Raw genomic sequence first — 18,715 nt, 5'->3', positions numbered from 1 at the left:
TTCATGAGTGGGCATTCGACTTACCAGCCATCCAATGGCGTGACGCGATGGATCGATTCGCGGCTGCCATTGCCGCGTCTCGTCTATGACAGCTTCGTCGCCTATCCGGTTCCCCGCAATCTGAACTACGCCTATACCTTCGGCGCCATGCTCTCGGTCATGCTGGTCGTGCAGATCCTGACCGGGGTGGTGCTGGCCATGCATTACGCCGCCGAAACCAGCGTCGCCTTCAATTCGGTCGAGAAGATCATGCGCGACGTCAATCATGGCTGGCTGCTGCGCTACCTGCATGCCAATGGCGCGTCCTTCTTCTTCATCGCGGTCTACCTGCATATTGCCCGTGGCCTTTACTACGGCTCCTACAAGGCGCCGCGCGAAGTGCTGTGGATGCTGGGCGTGGTGATCTTCCTGCTGATGATGGCCACCGCCTTCATGGGCTATGTCCTGCCCTGGGGCCAGATGTCCTTCTGGGGCGCCACCGTCATCACCGGCTTCTTCTCGGCCTTCCCCTGGGTGGGCGAGTGGATCCAGACCTTCCTGCTCGGCGGCTTTGCCGTTGACCAGCCGACGCTGAACCGCTTCTTCTCGCTGCATTACCTGCTGCCCTTCATGATCGCCGGCGTGGTGATCCTGCACGTCTGGGCGCTGCATGTGACCGGCCAGACCAACCCGACCGGCGTCGAGGTAAAGTCCAAGACCGATACGGTGCCCTTCACCCCCTATGCCACGCTGAAGGATGCCTTCGGTGTCGCCATCTTCCTGATCGGCTATGCCTGGTTCGTCTTCTACATGCCGAATTTCCTCGGCCATCCCGACAACTACATCATGGCGGACCCGCTGAAGACCCCGGCCCATATCGTGCCGGAATGGTACTTCCTGCCCTTCTACGCCATGCTGCGCGCCATTACCTTCAACATCGGCCCGATCGATTCCAAGCTCGGCGGCGTGTTGACCATGTTCGGCGCCATCATCGTGCTCTTCTTCCTGCCCTGGCTCGATACCTCCAAGGTGCGCTCCGCCGTCTACCGCCCGTGGTACAAGCTGTTCTTCTGGGTCTTCGTGGCCGATTGCATCCTGCTCGGCTGGCTGGGTTCGCGGCAGCCGACCGATCTTTACACCACCATGGCGCAGTTCGGCACGCTCTACTATTTCGGCTTCTTCATCGTGATCATGCCGCTGCTCGGCCTGTTCGAAACGCCCCGGCGCATTCCGAACTCGATTACCGAGGCCGTTCTGGAAAAAGCAGGCCGCCCTGCGGCTCATGAAGTGTGAAACGGCCAAGGCTGAGGATAAAAACATGAAAAAGCTTGCAACAAGCATCCTTTCCCTGGCCTTCGCCACCGGGCTTGGACTGTCGGCTGCCATCGCCCAGGAACATGCCGAGGGTGAAACCCCGCATTACCCCATCCACAAGCCAAAGAATGTGGACTGGAGCTTTGCCGGCCCCTTCGGCAAGTATGACAAGGCGCAGCTGCAGCGCGGTCTGAAGGTCTACAAGGAAGTCTGCTCGGCCTGTCACTCGATGAAGCTCGTGTCCTTCCGCACGCTGGAAGGGCTCGGCTATTCGGAAGAGCAGGTCAAGGCCTTCGCCTCCGAATATGAAGTGCAGGACGGGCCGAACGGCTCGGGCGAAATGTTCACCCGCAAGGCCGTGCCTTCGGATCATTTCCCCTCGCCCTTCCCCAACCAGGAAGCCGCTGCCGCCGCCAACAATGGCGCGGCACCGCCGGACATGTCGCTGCTGGCCAAGGCACGCGGCATCGAGCGCGGTTTTCCGACCTTCATCTTCGATATCTTTACGCAGTACCAGGAGGGCGGGCCGGATTATATCTACTCGCTCATCACCGGCTATCAGCAGCCGCCGGCGGGCGTAACGGTGCCGGAAGGCACGCATTACAACCCCTATTTCGCCAATGCGGCCTCACTCGCCATGGCCCAGCCGATCACCGACGGCCAGGTGACCTATGACGATGGCAGCCCGCAGACGCTCGACCAATACGCCAAGGACGTGTCAGCCTTCCTGATGTGGGCGGCGGAACCGCATCTGGAAGAGCGTAAGCGCACCGGCTTCATGGTCATGGTGTTCCTGCTGATTTTCTCGGCCCTGCTCTATCTCACCAAGAAATCGGTCTATGCCAACAAGGGGCATTGAGCTTCCTGTTCAAAGATCCGAGTGAAAGCGGCCTCAGGGCCGCTTTTTTCTTTGGTGCGGCGGTGCTTCTTGATAAGGTCCGGCGTAAAAAACAGGAATTTGAGAGTTTCGTTCATGTCCACTATCGCCCACGAACTGGCCGCCGCCATTCGCTCCATCAACGATTATCCCAAGCCCGGCATTATCTTTCGGGATATCACCACGCTGCTTGGCAACCCGCGCGCCTTTCGCCGGGCTGTCGATGAACTGGTGCAGCCCTATGCGGGTCTGAAGATCGACAAGATCGCCGGCATGGAAGCCCGCGGCTTTATTCTGGGCGGCGCCGTGGCCCATCAGCTTTCCGCCGGTTTCGTGCCAATCCGCAAAAAGGGCAAGCTGCCGCATGATACGGTGCGCATTGCCTACAGCCTGGAATACGGCGTGGATGAAATGGAAATGCATATCGATGCCGTACAGCCGGGGGAAAAGGTGATCCTGGTCGACGACCTGATCGCCACCGGCGGCACGGCCGTCGGCGCGGTGCAACTGCTGCGCCAGATCGGCGCCGATGTCATCTCCTGCTGCTTCGTCATAGACCTGCCGGATCTCGGCGGCCGCAAGAAGCTTGAGGCGCTTGGCGTGGAAGTGCGCACGCTGGTGGAATTTTCCGGTCACTGAAGAATCATCCGGGTCAAGGCTTTTGCGGCCTTCTCCCGGACCTGCAAACATCCTTACAGGAACAGTTGGGTCAGGCTCTTCTGCTGGCTGTTGGCGATATTGAGGCCAATGGTCTGCAACTGGCCTCGCACCTTTTCCGACGCAAGGTTCACCGATTCCTCCTCCATATCGGCATCGACCATGCGGCCAATGCTGATCTGGTTGATATCCTGCAGATCATTGAGAAAATCACTGTTGGCCGAGATGGTGTTGCGGGTGGCGCCCACGGCGGCAGTCGCGGTGGTGACGCTGGAGCGCATGGCGCTCACCGCCGAAATCATGCCGTCGATCTGGTCATTGCTGGTGCTGTCGGACACCGAAATTTCCGAAGCCGTGGGCGAGGCCGGCGTGTTCGAGCCGGTATCCAGCAGGTAGTATTCATAGGGGCTACCGCTTTTCGTGACGCCGAAATAAGAGCGTGTCAAAATGCCATCGGAGGCGTCGTTCTGGCTGGTCAGCACGCTTTGCGCCGTATCGAAATCCGTGACGTTGACCTGAAGATTGCCACTGGCGTCACTGCCAACCGAGGAAACCATGGATTTGATTTTCGGCTGACCGTTCGAGCCCAGCGCCAGCCAGTTCTCCCCGCTGAAACTGGAGGATTGGCTCACGCTCACCAACTGGTCCTTGAGCTGGGTGATCTCGTCGTTGATCGCATCCCTGTTCGCGCCCACGGATTTCGCGAGGATCAACCGCGACTGGATCTGCGAGAGAAGATCGCCCGCCTGCTCCAGGCCGAGCCCCGCCGTATCCGCCACGGCAGCCGACATGGCGGTAGCGTCTTCCGCACTGGACAGCGAGAGATTGGAGGATTTCATGGTGGTCGCGATGGACCAATAGGCCGCATTGTCGCTGGCCTCATCCACCTTCCTGCCCGTGGAGATGCGCTTCAGGCTCGCATCCTGTGCAGCCGAAACGCTGCGCGCGGAAGAGAGTGCCGATGACAAGGTGGATTGACTGGAAACAAACGCCATGCGCGACAGATAGCCCCGAAGTGACACCTCTTCCCGGCTCACCCGAACGGGGTATCCGGCAAGATGCGGTAAAAGAATAGAGGAGGCAGTGCGATTAGGACCGGGCCATGCGGCCTGCCGAGTGCGGCGATACATGCCTTTCAGGAGGCATCACCGCAATCCATACCCTACCCCGCCATCCACCATGCCAATGACAGGTTTCATTTTTACTTACGGCAATTCTAAAATTTTAAGTGAATGATAATTTCGCGCGTCCTCAAATTGCATCGCCCCGCCATTCACAGTACATCGCCCTGACAGAGAAACGGGGGTGACGCGATGAGCGACACGAATGACGACTATATCTATGACGAGGCCAGCGGCGAATGGCGTCCGGCTTCGGAACTGGCGGCGGAAAAAGCCAAGGCAGCCATGGTGCATGATGCCTCCGGCAATGTGCTTGCCGATGGCGACTCCGTGGTTCTGATCAAGGATCTGAAGGTGAAGGGGGCCGGCCAGACCTTGAAACAGGGCACCGTGATCCGCTCGATCCGCCTCACCGAAAATCCGGAGGAAATCGACTGCCGCCACGACACCATCAAGGGCCTGGTGCTGCGCACGGAATTCGTGCGCAAGCGATAGTCGTCACAGCAAATTAATCCGCGCTGGACAGACGCCGCATGGTAAATTCGATGCGGTCGCCCTCAAGCTGGCGCCAGCTTTCCACTTCGGTCCAGTAAGCAGCCTTGGGATAGGCATCGAACCATTCCCGCGCCTTGGCGCGGGCTTCCTCCCGCGTCAGGCAAAAGGTCTGGCGCACGAAGCCGGAAGGCGTGGCCTCGCCTCCTCGGGCGCGATCCAGCTGCCGTTTCAAACCCTGCAATGGTGGCGGCGGAAACCGTTTTGCCATGGCATTCTCCGTCTTGATCTGAAGATAGGCCGGTTTCACGGTTTTTTCCAGAGAATGCTGAAGTAGCATCCGGCTGATGGATAATCGTGGCGGAGAATGCTATGGGAGGGCCGGATTTTTCAAGAGATGATCATGCAACGTCCCGTTCTGCCGAAAGGCCTGCCTGCCGATATCGAAACCAAGAAGGCCACCGCGCGCGCCTGGTTTGAAAGCCTCCGGGACCAGATCTGCAAGAGTTTCGAGGCGCTGGAAGATGAACTTTCCGGGCCGCTGAGCGATCGGCAGCCGGGCCGTTTCGAAGCCAAGGACTGGCTGCGCGAGGATGGCAAGGGCGGCGGCGGGCGCATGTCGATGATGCATGGCCGGGTGTTCGAAAAGGTCGGCGTGCATACCTCCACCGTGCATGGCGAGTTTTCGCCGGAATTTCGCAAGCAGATGCCCGGCGCGGAGGAAGATCCAAGCTTCTGGGCCTCCGGCATTTCGCTGATCGCCCATCCCTGCAATCCGCATGTGCCAGCCGTGCATATGAATACGCGCATGGTGGTCACCACCAGCCAGTGGTTTGGCGGCGGCGCAGACCTGACCCCGGTGCTGGATCGCCGCCGCACCCAGACAGATGCCGATACGCAAAGCTTCCATGCGGCCATGGAGAAAGCCTGCAAGGCGCATCCCGGCATTGCCGATTACGATCGCTACAAGGCCTGGTGCGACGAGTATTTCTTCCTGCCCCACCGCAACGAACCGCGTGGCATTGGCGGCATCTTCTTCGATTGGCTGCATGCGGGCGAGGCCTTTGACCGCTGGCCGCAAAACTTCGCCTTCGTGCAGGATGTAGGCCGCTGTTTTGCGGAGGTCTATCCGGAACTCGTGCGCCGGAACTTCAATACGCCCTGGACCGACGCCGACCGCGAGGAGCAATTGGTCCGCCGCGGCCGCTATGTCGAGTTCAACCTGCTCTACGACCGCGGCACGATCTTCGGCCTGAAGACGGGCGGCAATGTCGAGTCGATCCTCTCTTCCCTGCCGCCCATGGTGCGCTGGCCCTGACAGTCCGTCCAAGAATCGCCGCTGGCCGTCTGCAAATGGCAATTTCTACGCTTCCGGTCCTCACGTACGTTAGAGCATAATCCGACCGGAGTGAAACGAGGATCGGCAAGATTATGCTTCAAAAATAGAAGCTTAGGGTCAAAACTCAATCAGGATGGGTGTTCTGCAAGGCGTATTTTGTGTCTGAGTAGGAGGAAAGGTGAAGGAAATGCCGATCATTTTCAAACCTTTCCGACGCCCGCAGACGCAAAATACGCCTTGCCCGAAGGGTTGAACGGGATGGGCCGACTGATTGCGAACAATGCTCGACAAGGCCTCAGGGCCTTGCCTTGCGCTTGTTCGCGGCCATTCAATCCCATCCCGTTCAACAGAACACCCATCCTGATTGAGTTTTGACCCTAGAGCGCCGATCTGATTTAATCAGATCGAAAAGCGCTCTAAGTACGCTCCGTTCCGGTTCTCGAAATCCCCATTTTCACCAGGCCAGCAGCAATTCTTGAACAGACTGTGAGTAAAAGCTCAAAGACTGAGCCAATCTACGAATAAGCGCCGGATAATCTCTGTTCGGCACAATCTTCCAGGATTCAGTCTCACTTTGGTTAGAAAAACGCAGGTTTGTGAGCCAAAGTGAAAAAATTAATATTGGATTAATGCCGAGCAGTGGTATCCTTCATACATACGGATGGAGGAAAGCATGGCCCAGCATAGCATGTCCACCCCCGCAGACCGCAGCCCCGTGGAACGCCACCTCGATACGGCTGAATTGATCGACCGCCTTGCCCATGAATTGAAAGCCACGAGTGATGCGGATCTTCCGCATTGCTATTTCGTGGAACAGGCAAGGCTTCGGCTTGCGGGCCAACACCGCCCGGAGCGCAGCGCGGCCAATGATGCCGCCAGGCAGATGCCGAAAACCGCTGTCTACGCCAGCAGTTCGGTATTTTACGCCTGGGCGATGCCGGAATAGGCACAACAAATCTTAGAGCGCCGATCTGATTGAATCAGATCGGCGCTCTAAGTGTTTGTTTTTACGCATTTCCGGACGGAAACCGGTTTCCACTTTTCCTGGAAATGCTCTCATCGAAACACACCCCCGCCGGAACAACCGGCGGGATCATTCTGTTTTATTAGTAAGATCGGCGATATCTGAAAAAAGCACTTAAATCCCGCCGGTCAAAAAGCAGGAGGAAACTATGAAACATTTCCATTGCGGCACCCTGGTGCCCGGTTGCGAATGGCATACCCGCGCCAATGAGGAGGCGGAGGTGGTGCGCAGGGCTGTCGAGCACATGCGCACTGTCCACGGCGAAACCATCATTCGCGAAAACATGGTGGATAATATCAAGGCACGGATCACCGAAAGCCGGGATGAAAAGGCGGCCTGAGGTCGTTTTTATTCATCTGCCAGAGTGCATGACGTGATGCCTCTACAGCGCCGTGCGCCATATATGGCGCACAAAGGTTCGCTGTAACGCTTTAAATTTGCTGCATAATTTTATCCTTAAATCGATTCCTATTTAAGGAATTATGCAGTAGGCTTCACCCCAGCGACAATTCCTTCAGCCGGGCCAAAAGCTGCTCCCGGCTGAGAGTAAAATGGCTTTGCGCCCATTCTTTTTCCAATTGCCCCAGCAGCCGTCCCACCTCGGGGCCGGGTGCAATTCCCGTGCCGGTGACATCGCTGCCTGAAAGCGGAAAGCTCGGTTTCTGATAGGCCTTGGCCTGCGCCAGATGCTTTGAAAACGCTCCGGCCTCGCCCATCGCCTTTATATCCCCTTCAGCCTTGCTGCGCGCCAGCGAAAGGGCAAGCTTGAGCCGTGTGACAATGCCGGAGGTGCCGTGATCATAGAGCAGCCGGTCCAGCGCACGTTCGCCTGTTTCCGCTGCAATCTTCGGCGCGAGGGCAAACTGCCGAAGCACGTCGGCTTCCGCCTTTGAGAGCCGCAGCCGCTCGCCCATTGCCTTCAGCCTCTCGGCATCATCCGGCACGATGGCCGCAAGACGCAACAGCGGATCCGGCTGCCAGCCCAGCGCCCGCTCGGTGGCAATCAGGCCGGGCATGGCATCGATCCCCCATTTTTCGGTTTCCGGCAACACAGCCGTCAGCACGCTCACCTGCCGCATCCACAAAAGCGCGCGGCCGGGATCGGGCGCGGACAAGAGCTTCTTCATCTCCGACCAGACACGTTCCGCCGACAATCTGGCAAGATCGCCCTTGGCAGCGGCACAGGCACGCAGCCCTTCGGCATCCGGCCTGCCGCGCCCATACCAGGCAAAGAAACGGAAGAACCGCAGAATGCGCAGATGATCCTCGGCAATGCGCTGACGCGCCTCACCAATGAACCGCAGCGTGGCACTCTCGATATCGGCAAGGCCGCCGACAAGATCGATCACTTGCCCTTGCTGATCGGCATAGAGCGCGTTGATGGTGAAGTCCCGCCGCTCGGCATCGGCCTGCCAGTCGGTGCCGAAAGCGACGTCTGCATGGCGGCCATTGGTCGCGACATCACGGCGCAGCGTCGTGACCTCGAAGGGCCTGCCTTCCACCACCAGCGTCACCGTGCCATGATCGATGCCCGTTGGCACCGGCTTGATGCCCGCGGCCAGCGCCCGTGCCGTCACCACATCGGGCGTCAGCGTCGTGGCGATATCGACATCGCTCACCGGCTCCCCCAGCAGGCTGTTGCGCACCGCGCCGCCCACCACGCGCCCCTCGCCGCCGTCGCTGTTCAGCAGCGCCAGCACCTTCTGCAAGGCGGCATCGGTAAACCAGGGCTGGTCGGCAACAGAGGTCATGCATAAAGCCTTTCATACAATGTGCGCAGAATGCCCGCCGTCACGCCCCAGATGGTGCGCTCCTGATAGGGCATGACGTAGAAATGGCGGACAACGCCATTCCAGACCTTGGATTCCTGCCGATGATTTTCGGGGTCCATCAGGAAGGAAAGCGGCACCTCGAACACATCCGCCACCTCGTCCGGGTTGGGCGTCAGCGTAAAGCCCGGCTGCACCACGGAGAGAATGGGCGTGATGCGAAACCCTGTTCCGGCAAGATATTGCGGCAAGCGCCCCACCGGTTCGACAAACCGGCGTTCAAGGCCGATTTCCTCTTCCGCCTCGCGCAGCGCGGCATCCTCGGCGCTCTTGTCCTCGTCATCGATACCGCCGCCGGGAAAGGCGATCTGCCCGGAATGCTTGCGCAGCGTCATGGTGCGCTGGGTGAGAATGACCCGCGCCTCGGCACCGTCATCCACCACCGGCACCAGCACGGCGGCATCGCGCAGGCGCATGTTTTCCAGCTGCAACAACATGTCCGTGTTCAACACATGATCGCCATGGTCGCGCCAGGACTCATCCAGCGGGCCACCCTTCTGGTGGGCGGCGCGGCGGCGAAATTCGTCTGCGGTAAACTGCGGCAGGGTCAGGCTGGTCATTGGCTGAGACGCTCCAGTTCTTGCACGGCCATCACCGGGAAAACCGCGCCTGCCGAGCGGATCACGAACATCTCAACGCCGTCCACCACCATGCTCTCTCCCTGCTCCATCAACTCATAGGTCACCGCCCGCGACACCAGCGCTGTGAGGCGCCCGCGCACTCTGAGATAGGGCTTCACCGCCTGATCGTCATCGCTTATCGCAAAATGCAATCCATGCTCCGGCCCCGCCTCCACCACATCGCCGACATTGGTGCGAAAGGTCAGCACGGGCTCGCCTTCCCGCTCGCTCACCGTCATCTCGACAGCCAGGAAATGCGCGTCCTCCACCCTTATGCGCAGTTTTTCCACAGGCGTGACCAGATAGGTCTCACCATCCTCATCCCGGCGCAGAACGGTGGAAAACAGCCGCACCAGCGGCGCGCGGCCAATCGGCGAACCATTGTAGATCCAGCTTCCGTCGCGTTTGATTTCCATGTCGATATCGCCGCAAAAGGGCGGATTCCAGCGGTCCACGGGCGGCAGACCGTCCTTGCCGCCTGCCCTCTGCTCGGCGGCGCGGGCAATCAGCGCGGCCAGATCGCCGGTCTCGCCCGCCTGTTTGTCCTCTTCGCCTGCCATGATTGTGACCTGCTTCGTCTTTAACCTTACCGTCACGAGATAGTCATTTGAAACGCGCTTGTCAGCCATAAGCAGCGCAATAAGTTATGATGAAGGATAAAGTCGTCTCCGGACGTCACGATTCGATGAGCTGAAGACAGCGCAGTTTGACCGAGGAGACCATCATGGGCATGATCAACACCCCGGACACCGGACTGGATGGAAAGGCCATGATCGCCGCCGCCGAACAGGCGCTGGCCGATATCGCCACCGTCCGCAGTGAAGTGTCCAAGGTCATTTTCGGCCAGGAAAAGGTGGTGGAGAACACGCTTCTCGCCATTCTCTCCGGCGGTCATGCGCTGCTCGTCGGCGTGCCGGGTCTGGCCAAGACCAAGCTGGTCACGACGCTCGGCTCCGCACTCGGCCTCGATGCCAACCGCATCCAGTTCACCCCGGACCTGATGCCCTCGGATATTCTCGGCACCGAAGTCATGGATCAGGACGAGCATGGCCGCCGCTCCTTCCGTTTCGTCAAGGGCCCGGTCTTCGCGCAACTTTTGATGGCTGACGAGATCAACCGCGCCAGCCCCCGCACCCAATCGGCGCTTTTGCAATCCATGCAGGAATACCACATCACCGTGGCGGGCCAGCGCTATGACCTGCCGCAGCCCTTTCATGTACTGGCCACGCAAAACCCGCTGGAGCAGGAGGGCACCTATCCACTGCCGGAAGCCCAGCTGGACCGCTTCCTGCTGCAGGTGGACGTGGATTATCCGGAACTGGCTGCCGAACGGCAGATCCTTCTGGAAACCACCGGCCTTTCCGATGCCAAGGCCAGCGCCGTCCTGGATGCGGGTCGGCTGATCGAGATCCAGCGGCTCATTCGCCAGATGCCGGTTTCCGAAAAGGTGGTGGATGCCATTCTGACGCTGGTGCGCTCGGCGCGTCCCGGCCAGGGTCATGCCGAGACCGACAAGCATGTGGCCTGGGGTCCCGGTCCCCGCGCAGGCCAGGCGCTGATGCTGACGGTGCGGGCGCGTGCCCTTTACGAAGGCCGCCTTGCGCCCTCCATCGATGACGTGCACGCGCTGGCCGAACCCGTGCTGGAACACCGCATGGCGCTGACCTTTGCCGCCCGCGCCGAGGGCATGACGGTGCGCGACGTGATTGCCGCGCTGGTGCGGCAGGCAAAGGCGTGAGGAAAGGCTTCAGGTGGCGGCACTAGGACAGATCGTTGAGCGAACACCGACGGGCGATGTGCTGGCCCGCGCACGTCAACGTGCAGCGCTCATTCCCGATTGCATGGTCGAGGCGCGCCGCATTGCCAATACGGTAATTGCCGGCTGGCATGGCCGCCGAAAGCGCGGCATTGGCGAAAATTTCTGGCAGTTCCGCCCCTATGCCGAAGGCGAAAGCTTCTCCCGCATCGACTGGCGCCGCTCCGCCCGGGACGATCATCTCTATATCCGTGACCGGGAATGGGAAGCGGCCCACACCGTCTGGCTCTGGGCTGATCTTTCTCCTTCGATGATGTTCAAGTCGAAACTCGGCAGCGTTTCCAAGGAAAGCCGCGCACTGGTGCTGATGCTGGCGCTGGCGGAAATCCTGGCGCGGTCCGGCGAGCGCATCGGCTGCCCCGGCATCATGGAACCCGTTTCCGCCCGCAATGCCGCCGAACGGCTGGCGACCGCGCTGATCCATGCGGCCGAAACGAGCGGCCTGCCGGATACGCGGATGATCCGCAACGCCAGCGATATCGTGCTGATCGGCGATTTTCTCGATGATGCCGATGCGATCATGGAGCGGCTTTCGCCGCTGGCCCGCCGGGGCCTGCGCGGCCATGTCATCGAAATCGCCGATCCGGCGGAGGAGGATTTCCCCTATTCCGGTCGCACCGAATTTACCGATCCCGAAACCGGCGAAAAACTGACGTCAGGCCGCGCCGAAACGGTGCGGGAAGATTATCGCAACGCCTATTTTGCAAGGCGCGATGCCTTGAGCGACGCGCTGAGACGGCTTGGCTGGAGCTTCACCCATCACCTCACCGACAGGCTGGCGTCGGAAGCGCTGGTCAAGGTGCATATGCATCTTTCGGGCGCCCCGCAGCGCGCCAATCGCGGAGGGGCGTAATGGGAGCCTTCGCCTTTGCCAGCCCCGCCATTCTCGGCGCGCTCGTTCTGCTTCCAGCCATCTGGTGGCTGCTGAAACTTACGCCGCCGCGCCCGCAGCAGGAGGTTTTCCCGCCGCTGAAAATTCTGGCGCGGGTGATCAAGCGGGAGGAAACGCCCGCCAAAAGCCCGTGGTGGCTGACGCTGTTGCGCATGCTGATGGCGACGCTGGTGATCCTGGCGCTGGCCGAGCCGGTGCTCAATCCGCGCACCACCACCATTACCGCAGGCGGGCCGCTGGCCATCGTCATGGACAATGGCTGGGCCAGCGCCAATGACTGGCCGAACCGCAAGACCATGGCCGAGACGCTGATCGACGAGGCCGAAAAGCAGAATGTGCCGGTCTCGCTCATCTTCACCGCCGAGCAGCAGCAGGATGCCGTGCCGGGCGCAGCCGCCAGCGCACGGGAAAAGCTGGAAGCAGCCAATCCGCGTCCGCTGACACCGGACCGCGACCGCGCTCTTGTGGCGCTCCAGGCCGCGCTTCAAGGCGTGCGACCGGGCACCATCGCTTTCATCAGCGACGGCATTGCCGCCCGCGAGGATGAACGGATCATGGCGCGTTTTTCGGAGCTGTCGCCACAGGATATCCGGCTGATTGCCGAGGATGGCAGCAAGGTGCTGGCGCTGACGGGAGCGGACAACAAGGCCGACAGCCTGAGCGTCAAGGTCTCCCGCCTTGCGGCAGGAGCGCCGCAGCAGGTGACGGTTGACGCACAGGACCAGCAGGGACGGCCGCTGGCCTCCGGCGTGGCAAGCTTTGCGCCCGAGGCCACCACGGCGACGGCGGACATTGCCGCCCCCTTCGAACTGCGCAATGATTTTGCCCGTCTCAGCATTCCGGGCCTTGCCAATGCCGGCACCGTGCATCTGCTGGATGACGGTTTCCGCCGCCGCCGCGTGGCGCTGTTGAGCGGTGACGCCAGCGATGAATTCCAGCCCCTGCTCTCGCCGCTCTATTATATCGAGCGCGCGCTTCAACCCTATGCGGATATCATCAAGCCGCAGGAAAAGGATCTGGCCGTTTCCCTGCCGGAGCTTTTGCAGCAGAACCCCTCCGCCATCATCATGGCCGATATCGGCCGCCTGCCGCAGGATATGTATGAGCCCATGCAGCAATGGCTGAACAAGGGCGGCATGCTGATCCGTTTCGCAGGCCCGCGCCTTGCCGCAGCACCTGCGGGCGATCCGCTGGTGCCGGTGACGCTGAGGCAGGGCGAGCGGGAACTGGGCGGAGCGCTCTCCTGGGCCGAGCCGCAGCCGCTGGCGGATTTTCCGGCCAATGGCCCCTTTGCCGGGCTCTCTGCACCGAAGGATGTGCTGGTCAAGCGGCAGGTTCTGGCCGAGCCGACGCCGGATCTGGCCGAGCGCACCTGGGCAAGCCTGGCCGATGGCACGCCGCTGGTGACGGAAAAGAATACCGGCGCAGGGCGCATCGTACTCTTCCATGTCAGTGCCGAGGCCACCTGGTCCAACCTGCCGATCACCGGCGAATTCGTGGAAATGCTGCGCCGGGTGGTGCAGCTTGCCAATGCCGGTGGCGCGGTGGCTGAGAATAATGGTGTCAGCGCTCCCAGCCTGCCGCCCTACCGGCTCCTGACCGCCAATGGGGCACTGACGGCGGAAACCGCCATGGCCCGGCCCATGGAGCTTGGCCCCCGCCGGCCGCAGGCCGCAAGCTTCGACAATCCCCCCGGTCTCTACGGCTCGGAAGACGGCTATTCCGCCCTGAACCTCTTGCCGCGCAATGCCGAACTCAAGCCGCTCAATACCGAGGGCGGCACTGCACCTTTGGTGCGTGAGGCGCTTTCCGGCCAGAATGCCGTGGCGCTGAAGCCGCCGCTTTTGACCATCGCGCTGGCGCTCTTCCTGCTGGACAGCCTGATCGTGCTGATCATGGGCGGCGCCTTTGCCCGCATCGACAGGCGAGGCGCAACAGCGGCGCTGATCGGCCTGGGGCTGATACTGGCGACGCCTGCCGATCACGCCCGCGCCAACGACGCCAGACCCGGCGACGAGCAGCTTCTGACGCGGCTGGACACCACCCATCTTGCCTATGTGAAGACGGGGGAAGCCGATGTCGATCAATTATCGGAACGCGGCCTGCAAGGGCTGACGGAATTTCTGACCTATCGCACGACGCTGGAGCCCGGCGCACCGGTGGGCGTGGACATTTCCCGCGACGAGCTTTCGCTCTACCCGATCATCTTCTGGCCGATTTCCGCCAGCGCCCCGATGCCGAGTGCTGCCGCCATCAGCCGGATCGATGCCTATATGCGCGCGGGCGGCACGGTGCTGTTCGATACGCGCGACCAGTTGCAGGGCTTTGGTGGTGATGGCGGGGTGAGCGCCAATGGCGAGCGGCTGCGGCAGATCCTTGCCAATATCGATATTCCGCCGCTGGAGCCGGTGCCGAAGGATCATGTGCTGACGCGCTCCTTCTATCTGCTCACCAGCTTTCCGGGCCGCTACAGCGGCAGTCCGCTCTGGGTGGAATCGCGCCAGGAGGCCCGCAGCAGCAAAAGCGGCGTTTCCTCCTCCGGCGACGGTGTGACGCCGATCATGATCACCGGCAACGATCTGCTGGCCGCCTGGGCGGTGGACGGCAACGGCCTGCCGGTCATGCCCACCGTGCCGCCGGATGAAACCCAGCGGGAAATGTCCTACCGCGCCGGCGTGAATATCATGATGTATATGCTCACCGGCAACTACAAGGCCGATCAGGTGCATGTGCCCGCCCTCCTGGAAAGGCTTGGCCAATGACCCTGTCCTTTTCCCCTTTCCTGACTTGGTGGGCACTGGCCGTGCTGGCCGTGCTGGCGCTTGCCATCGCCTTCATCGGCTTTTCGCGCGGCGTGCGCGGCGCGGCCATTCGCCTTGCCGCCTTTGCGGCGTTGATTGCAGCGCTGGCCAATCCGCAGTTTCTGATGGAAGATCGCGATGCGCTCTCCACCATCGTCCCGGTGGTGGTGGACCGCAGCCAGAGCCAGGAGGATGTGGCGGGCCGCACCGCCATGACGGATGCGGCGCTGGCCGGTATCCGCGACCGGCTTTCCAGATTTCCCGGCATAGAGCCGCGCATCGTCGAGGCGAAGACGCCGGAAGACAGCGACACGCCTTCGACACGCCTGTTCGAGGCGCTGTCCTCTGCCATTTCCGATGTGCCGCCCGCCCGCATCGGCGGGGCAATCTTCATTACCGACGGGCAGGTGCATGATGTGCCGGGCAATGTGAACACGCTGGGCTTCAACGCCCCCGTCCATACGCTGCTGACCGGCAAGGCGGGCGAAGTGGACCGCCGGATCGAGGTGGTGCGCGGGCCGCGCTTCGGCATTGTCGGACAGGACCAGCAGGTGACGCTCAGGGTGATCGATGAGGGCCAGACGGGCTCCACCCAGCCCGCCACCATTCAGGTGCGGATCAATGGCGAGGAGGATGGCACGGTTCAGGCGGTCCCCGGACGCGATGTGCCCTACACCTTCACCGTGCCGCGCGGCGGCAACAATATTCTCGAATTCACCGTCTCTGCCTTGGCCGGCGAGATCACCGAGGTCAACAACAAGGCCATTCACCAGATCGACGGCATTCGCCAGAACCTGCGCGTGCTGCTGGTTTCCGGCGAGCCGCATGCCGGGGAACGCGCCTGGCGCAATCTCTTGAAATCCGATGCCTCGGTGGATCTGGTGCATTTCACCATTTTGCGCCCGCCGGAAAAGCAGGATGGCACGCCGATCAACGAATTGTCGCTGATTGCCTTTCCCACCCGCGAACTCTTCGTGGAAAAGATCAATGATTTCGACCTGATCATTTTCGACCGCTACCAGCATCGCGGCGTGCTGCCCATTCTCTATTACGATTACATCTCGGAATATGTGAAAAACGGCGGCGCGTTGCTGATTGCCGCCGGTCCCGAACATGCGGGCGAGGATTCGATTGCGCTGACCCCGCTGGAACAGGTGCTTCCCGCCGCCCCCACCGGCAATATGGTGGAAGGCGCCTTCTATCCGCGCCTGTCGGAGATCGGCAAGAAACACCCCGTGACCCGCGACCTCGACGGCTCCGGCAGCGAACCGCCACATTGGGGCCGCTGGTTCCGCAGCGTCGACGTGGAACAGCCGCAGGGCGAAACAGTCATGAATGCCGCCGATGGCCATCCGCTTCTGATCCTGAACCGGGTGGAAAAGGGCCGCGTCGCCATGCTGCTGTCCGATCAGGGCTGGCTGTGGGCGCGCGGCTTCGAAGGCGGCGGTCCGCATGTGGCGCTTTACCGCCGCATTGCCCATTGGCTGATGAAGGAGCCGGAGCTGGAGGAAGAAGCGCTGACGGCGCGCGCCTCAGGCCGTAACCTCATCATCACCCGCCAGACGATCGGCGACAATCCCGGCCCCGCCACCGTCACCGCCCCTTCCGGCAAGCGTGAGGAGATCGCGCTGACCCAGAGTGAGCCCGGCCGCTTTACGGCGGAACGGCGGATGAGCGAAACCGGCCTTTTCACCATCACCAATGGTGAATTTTCCACCCTCGTCCATATCGGCACGATCAATGCGCCGGAATTCAAGGGCATGATTTCGACAGCGGACAAAATGAAGCCGGTGGCCGATGCCACCCATGGCATGATCACCCGGCTGGACAATGGCAGCGGCGGCATTCGCCTGCCCGACATCCTGCCCGTGCGCGGAGAGGTGCGCAGCACCGACAATGAGCGCCTGACCATTCGCCTGACCAATGAAAGCGTGCTGAAGGGCATTGAAACCCTGCCACTATTTGCGGGCTTTGGTGGCCTTGCCATTCTGCTCTTCGCCGTTTCCGCCATGTGGTGGCGCGAGGGCAGGTAAAGAAATTTATAAGAATGCGGCGACGATTTTCACTTCTGCCGCAGACCATTCCCGATCAACGATGTGATGAACGCTTGAGTATCGCCATGGACCAGCCCCGTTCGAACCCGACTGCCTTTCATCTCACCTTCGGCACCGCCGAGATCCATGCCTTTCAGGATGGCGTTCTCCATACGGAGGTTGGCAAGCTTTACCGGCATCTGGGCGAGGCTCTGGCGGCACCGCCCGCTGAGTCACCCGGTTCTCTTTCCGTCAATTGCTTCCTCATCAGGGATGGCAAACGCCATATTCTGGTTGATACCGGATCGGGGCAATTGTTCGGGCCGGAGCATGGCAAACTGCCGAACGGCTTGGCCGCAATTGGTCTGACGCCCGCCGATATCGATCACATCATCCTCACCCATATCCATGCAGATCATACCGGTGGACTGGTGCAGGATGGAAAGCCGGTGTTCCCAAAGGCAATCGTCCATGCGGGAAAAACCGAGGCGGGCTTCTGGCTCGCCCCCGGCGCTGCGGAGCGGCAGGGGGTGAGCGAGCGGGTAAAGGGCCAGATCGGGCGCGCTCATCTCTGCCTCGACCCTTACGAGGCGGAAGGCCGGCTGGCGATCTTTGAGGATGAGGGCGAGGTGCTTCCCGGCTTCACCGCGACCTTGAGGGCCGGACATACACCGGGCCATCTGGTCATTCGCACTGAAAACGCCGGAAAGACACTGCTCTTCGTCGGCGATATCGTCCATGGTGACAGCGTCCAGTTTCGCCAACCGGAAATCACCATCGATTTCGATTATGATCAGGTGAGTGCAGCCCAGGCACGGGCGCTGGTGTTCGAGGAGGCCGCACAGCAGCAGGCGCTGATCGCTGCCGCCCATCTGCCCTATCCGGGCATAGGTTTCGTAAAACGGGACGGTGAAGCTTTCCGGTTCGATGCCGCTTACCGCACAATTCCTTAAATCGATTCCGATTTAAGGAATTGTGCGGTAAAACAACAATCACCCATTAGCCACAAGCAGCAGCGGCTCGTAATCCTCGTCCTCGTCAACGGCGTCGAAGGCGGACACATCGGCGGGATCACGCCAGCCGATGACGCCGTGGATGCGGGCATGGACATCTGGCGCCAAGGGGTAAACGAGTATCCGGCCGGGATCGGTCGGCCCGGGAAAGGCAAGCGCCTTCCAGGCCACCTTTTCGAAGCCGAGCTGCATGTAATAGGGCGGATCGCCCACCAGGATCACGGCTTCAGAGCCCGCACGCCGCGCAGCCTCGACGGCGATACGCACCAGTTCCCGGCCAATGCCCTTGTTCTTGTGCGAGGGCCGCACCGCCAGCGGACCGAGCAGATGGCCTTTGACGGAACCGGCCAGAATCGGGGTCATCCGGACAGAGGCGATGGTTTCGCCATCATCGGCGCAGATGAAGGAGAGCGACCGGTCATGCGGCCCCTGCTCGCGGATGCGGGCGGAGGAGCGGGTAAAACGGCCCGGGCCAAAAGCTTCTTCGTTGATGAGTTCGATAATGGCGTCGTGCGACGCATCCTCGGTGAGGTAGACCAGGTCGTGCTTGTTCATGGAAACCAGAACCCTATGCGAAATGAGCGAGCGTGAACGGCCACGGAAAAGTGGCTTGGCAGCATCAGCGTCGTCGCAGGGTCCGGATGATCATGGCGAAATGAGCCTCAAAATCGATTGGCGATTTGCTTAGCAACAAATTTTTCCGGCGTCTATCGGAAAAACGCAGTGTTCAGAAAATCCGCCCTCGCCTTTTGCACCATTGATCGTATGTAAATTGAAGCAGTTCCAGGAATGAAGCATGTCGCGCAAAAGTGTGCAGCGGTTTTGCGAGAACGACATGCGTTAAAACAAGAATGTAAAGCACGTTGCATGAGGCTGATGAGCCGCAACGGGCTTTAGAAGCCGGCTTT

At 61.0% G+C, this 18,715-nt stretch carries 18 protein-coding genes; 12 read left to right on the top strand and 6 right to left on the bottom strand.

Annotation, left to right across the window (positions count from 1 at the left end):
• Positions 1-3 precede the first annotated feature (3 nt).
• From QO005_RS04075 to QO005_RS04065, 3 genes are all read left to right on the top strand, one after another.
• Complete coding sequence (locus tag QO005_RS04075) at positions 4-1,272, top strand: cytochrome b (RefSeq protein WP_307156710.1); 1,269 nt, start codon at positions 4-6, stop codon at positions 1,270-1,272.
• 25 nt (positions 1,273-1,297) lie between these two features.
• Positions 1,298-2,152, top strand: a complete 855-nt coding sequence (locus tag QO005_RS04070; protein WP_307156709.1) for a cytochrome c1 — start codon at positions 1,298-1,300, stop codon at positions 2,150-2,152.
• Positions 2,153-2,266: 114 nt separating this feature from the next.
• Complete coding sequence (locus tag QO005_RS04065; protein ID WP_307156708.1) at positions 2,267-2,809, top strand: adenine phosphoribosyltransferase; 543 nt, start codon at positions 2,267-2,269, stop codon at positions 2,807-2,809.
• 53 nt (positions 2,810-2,862) lie between these two features.
• Here the strand turns inward: QO005_RS04065 and QO005_RS04060 are convergent, their stop codons facing one another.
• Positions 2,863-3,864 (bottom strand): flagellin N-terminal helical domain-containing protein, encoded by a 1,002-nt coding sequence (locus QO005_RS04060; protein ID WP_307156707.1) that lies wholly within the window; start codon positions 3,862-3,864, stop codon positions 2,863-2,865.
• A 276-nt stretch (positions 3,865-4,140) separates the two neighbouring features.
• Between QO005_RS04060 and QO005_RS04055 the strand changes: the two genes are divergently transcribed.
• The gene (locus QO005_RS04055) at positions 4,141-4,443 is read left to right on the top strand and encodes an alkylphosphonate utilization protein (protein ID WP_307156706.1); all 303 of its coding nucleotides are present in this window, start codon (positions 4,141-4,143) and stop codon (positions 4,441-4,443) included.
• A 13-nt stretch (positions 4,444-4,456) separates the two neighbouring features.
• Here QO005_RS04055 and QO005_RS04050 read toward each other — a convergent pair whose 3' ends face one another.
• Positions 4,457-4,711: a hypothetical protein gene (locus QO005_RS04050; protein WP_307157067.1), complete on the bottom strand. Its 255-nt coding sequence runs from the start codon at positions 4,709-4,711 to the stop codon at positions 4,457-4,459.
• A 132-nt stretch (positions 4,712-4,843) separates the two neighbouring features.
• Between QO005_RS04050 and hemF the strand changes: the two genes are divergently transcribed.
• The 3 genes from hemF to QO005_RS04035 all read left to right on the top strand — a co-directional run bounded on the left by hemF (position 4,844) and on the right by QO005_RS04035 (position 7,143).
• Positions 4,844-5,758: an oxygen-dependent coproporphyrinogen oxidase gene (gene hemF / locus QO005_RS04045; protein ID WP_307156705.1), complete on the top strand. Its 915-nt coding sequence runs from the start codon at positions 4,844-4,846 to the stop codon at positions 5,756-5,758.
• A 694-nt stretch (positions 5,759-6,452) separates the two neighbouring features.
• Complete coding sequence (locus QO005_RS04040) at positions 6,453-6,725, top strand: hypothetical protein (RefSeq protein WP_307156704.1); 273 nt, start codon at positions 6,453-6,455, stop codon at positions 6,723-6,725.
• A gap of 226 nt (positions 6,726-6,951) precedes the next feature.
• A complete protein-coding gene (locus tag QO005_RS04035) occupies positions 6,952-7,143 on the top strand; it encodes a DUF1059 domain-containing protein (RefSeq protein ID WP_307156703.1) in 192 nt (63 codons plus the stop codon).
• Positions 7,144-7,297: 154 nt separating this feature from the next.
• Here the strand turns inward: QO005_RS04035 and QO005_RS04030 are convergent, their stop codons facing one another.
• The 3 genes from QO005_RS04030 to QO005_RS04020 are packed head-to-tail and all read right to left on the bottom strand — an operon-like array spanning position 7,298 to position 9,812.
• The gene (locus QO005_RS04030) at positions 7,298-8,554 is read right to left on the bottom strand and encodes a CCA tRNA nucleotidyltransferase (RefSeq protein WP_307156702.1); all 1,257 of its coding nucleotides are present in this window, start codon (positions 8,552-8,554) and stop codon (positions 7,298-7,300) included.
• A complete protein-coding gene (locus QO005_RS04025; protein WP_307156701.1) occupies positions 8,551-9,192 on the bottom strand; it encodes a CoA pyrophosphatase in 642 nt (213 codons plus the stop codon). Before QO005_RS04025 ends, QO005_RS04030 begins: the two co-directional genes overlap by 4 nt.
• Complete coding sequence (locus QO005_RS04020) at positions 9,189-9,812, bottom strand: DUF1285 domain-containing protein (RefSeq protein WP_307156700.1); 624 nt, start codon at positions 9,810-9,812, stop codon at positions 9,189-9,191. The genes QO005_RS04025 and QO005_RS04020 overlap by 4 nt, the downstream gene beginning before the upstream one ends.
• Before the next feature lie 164 nt (positions 9,813-9,976).
• Between QO005_RS04020 and QO005_RS04015 the strand changes: the two genes are divergently transcribed.
• The 5 genes from QO005_RS04015 (at position 9,977) to QO005_RS03995 (ending at position 17,747) form a co-directional block, all read left to right on the top strand.
• Positions 9,977-10,990 carry an AAA family ATPase gene (locus QO005_RS04015; RefSeq protein ID WP_307156699.1) on the top strand — a complete coding sequence of 338 codons (1,014 nt, stop codon included), beginning with the start codon at positions 9,977-9,979 and terminating at the stop codon, positions 10,988-10,990.
• A gap of 13 nt (positions 10,991-11,003) precedes the next feature.
• Positions 11,004-11,921: a DUF58 domain-containing protein gene (locus QO005_RS04010; protein ID WP_307156698.1), complete on the top strand. Its 918-nt coding sequence runs from the start codon at positions 11,004-11,006 to the stop codon at positions 11,919-11,921.
• Complete coding sequence (locus tag QO005_RS04005) at positions 11,921-14,722, top strand: DUF4159 domain-containing protein (protein WP_307156697.1); 2,802 nt, start codon at positions 11,921-11,923, stop codon at positions 14,720-14,722. The genes QO005_RS04010 and QO005_RS04005 overlap by 1 nt, the downstream gene beginning before the upstream one ends.
• On the top strand, positions 14,719-16,794 hold the full coding sequence (locus tag QO005_RS04000; RefSeq protein ID WP_307156696.1) for a hypothetical protein: 2,076 nt from the start codon (positions 14,719-14,721) through the stop codon (positions 16,792-16,794). The genes QO005_RS04005 and QO005_RS04000 overlap by 4 nt, the downstream gene beginning before the upstream one ends.
• Positions 16,795-16,880: 86 nt before the next feature.
• Entirely contained in the window at positions 16,881-17,747 is an 867-nt protein-coding gene (locus QO005_RS03995; protein ID WP_307156695.1) for an MBL fold metallo-hydrolase, read from the top strand.
• A gap of 39 nt (positions 17,748-17,786) precedes the next feature.
• Here QO005_RS03995 and QO005_RS03990 read toward each other — a convergent pair whose 3' ends face one another.
• On the bottom strand, positions 17,787-18,362 hold the full coding sequence (locus QO005_RS03990) for a GNAT family N-acetyltransferase (protein ID WP_307156694.1): 576 nt from the start codon (positions 18,360-18,362) through the stop codon (positions 17,787-17,789).
• Positions 18,363-18,715: the final 353 nt, after the last annotated feature.

Origin of the sequence: Allorhizobium paknamense, from assembly GCF_030815125.1 — a bacterium.
GTDB classification, from domain to species: domain Bacteria; phylum Pseudomonadota; class Alphaproteobacteria; order Rhizobiales; family Rhizobiaceae; genus Allorhizobium; species Allorhizobium paknamense.
This window is presented reverse-complemented; position numbering and strand designations above follow the sequence as displayed.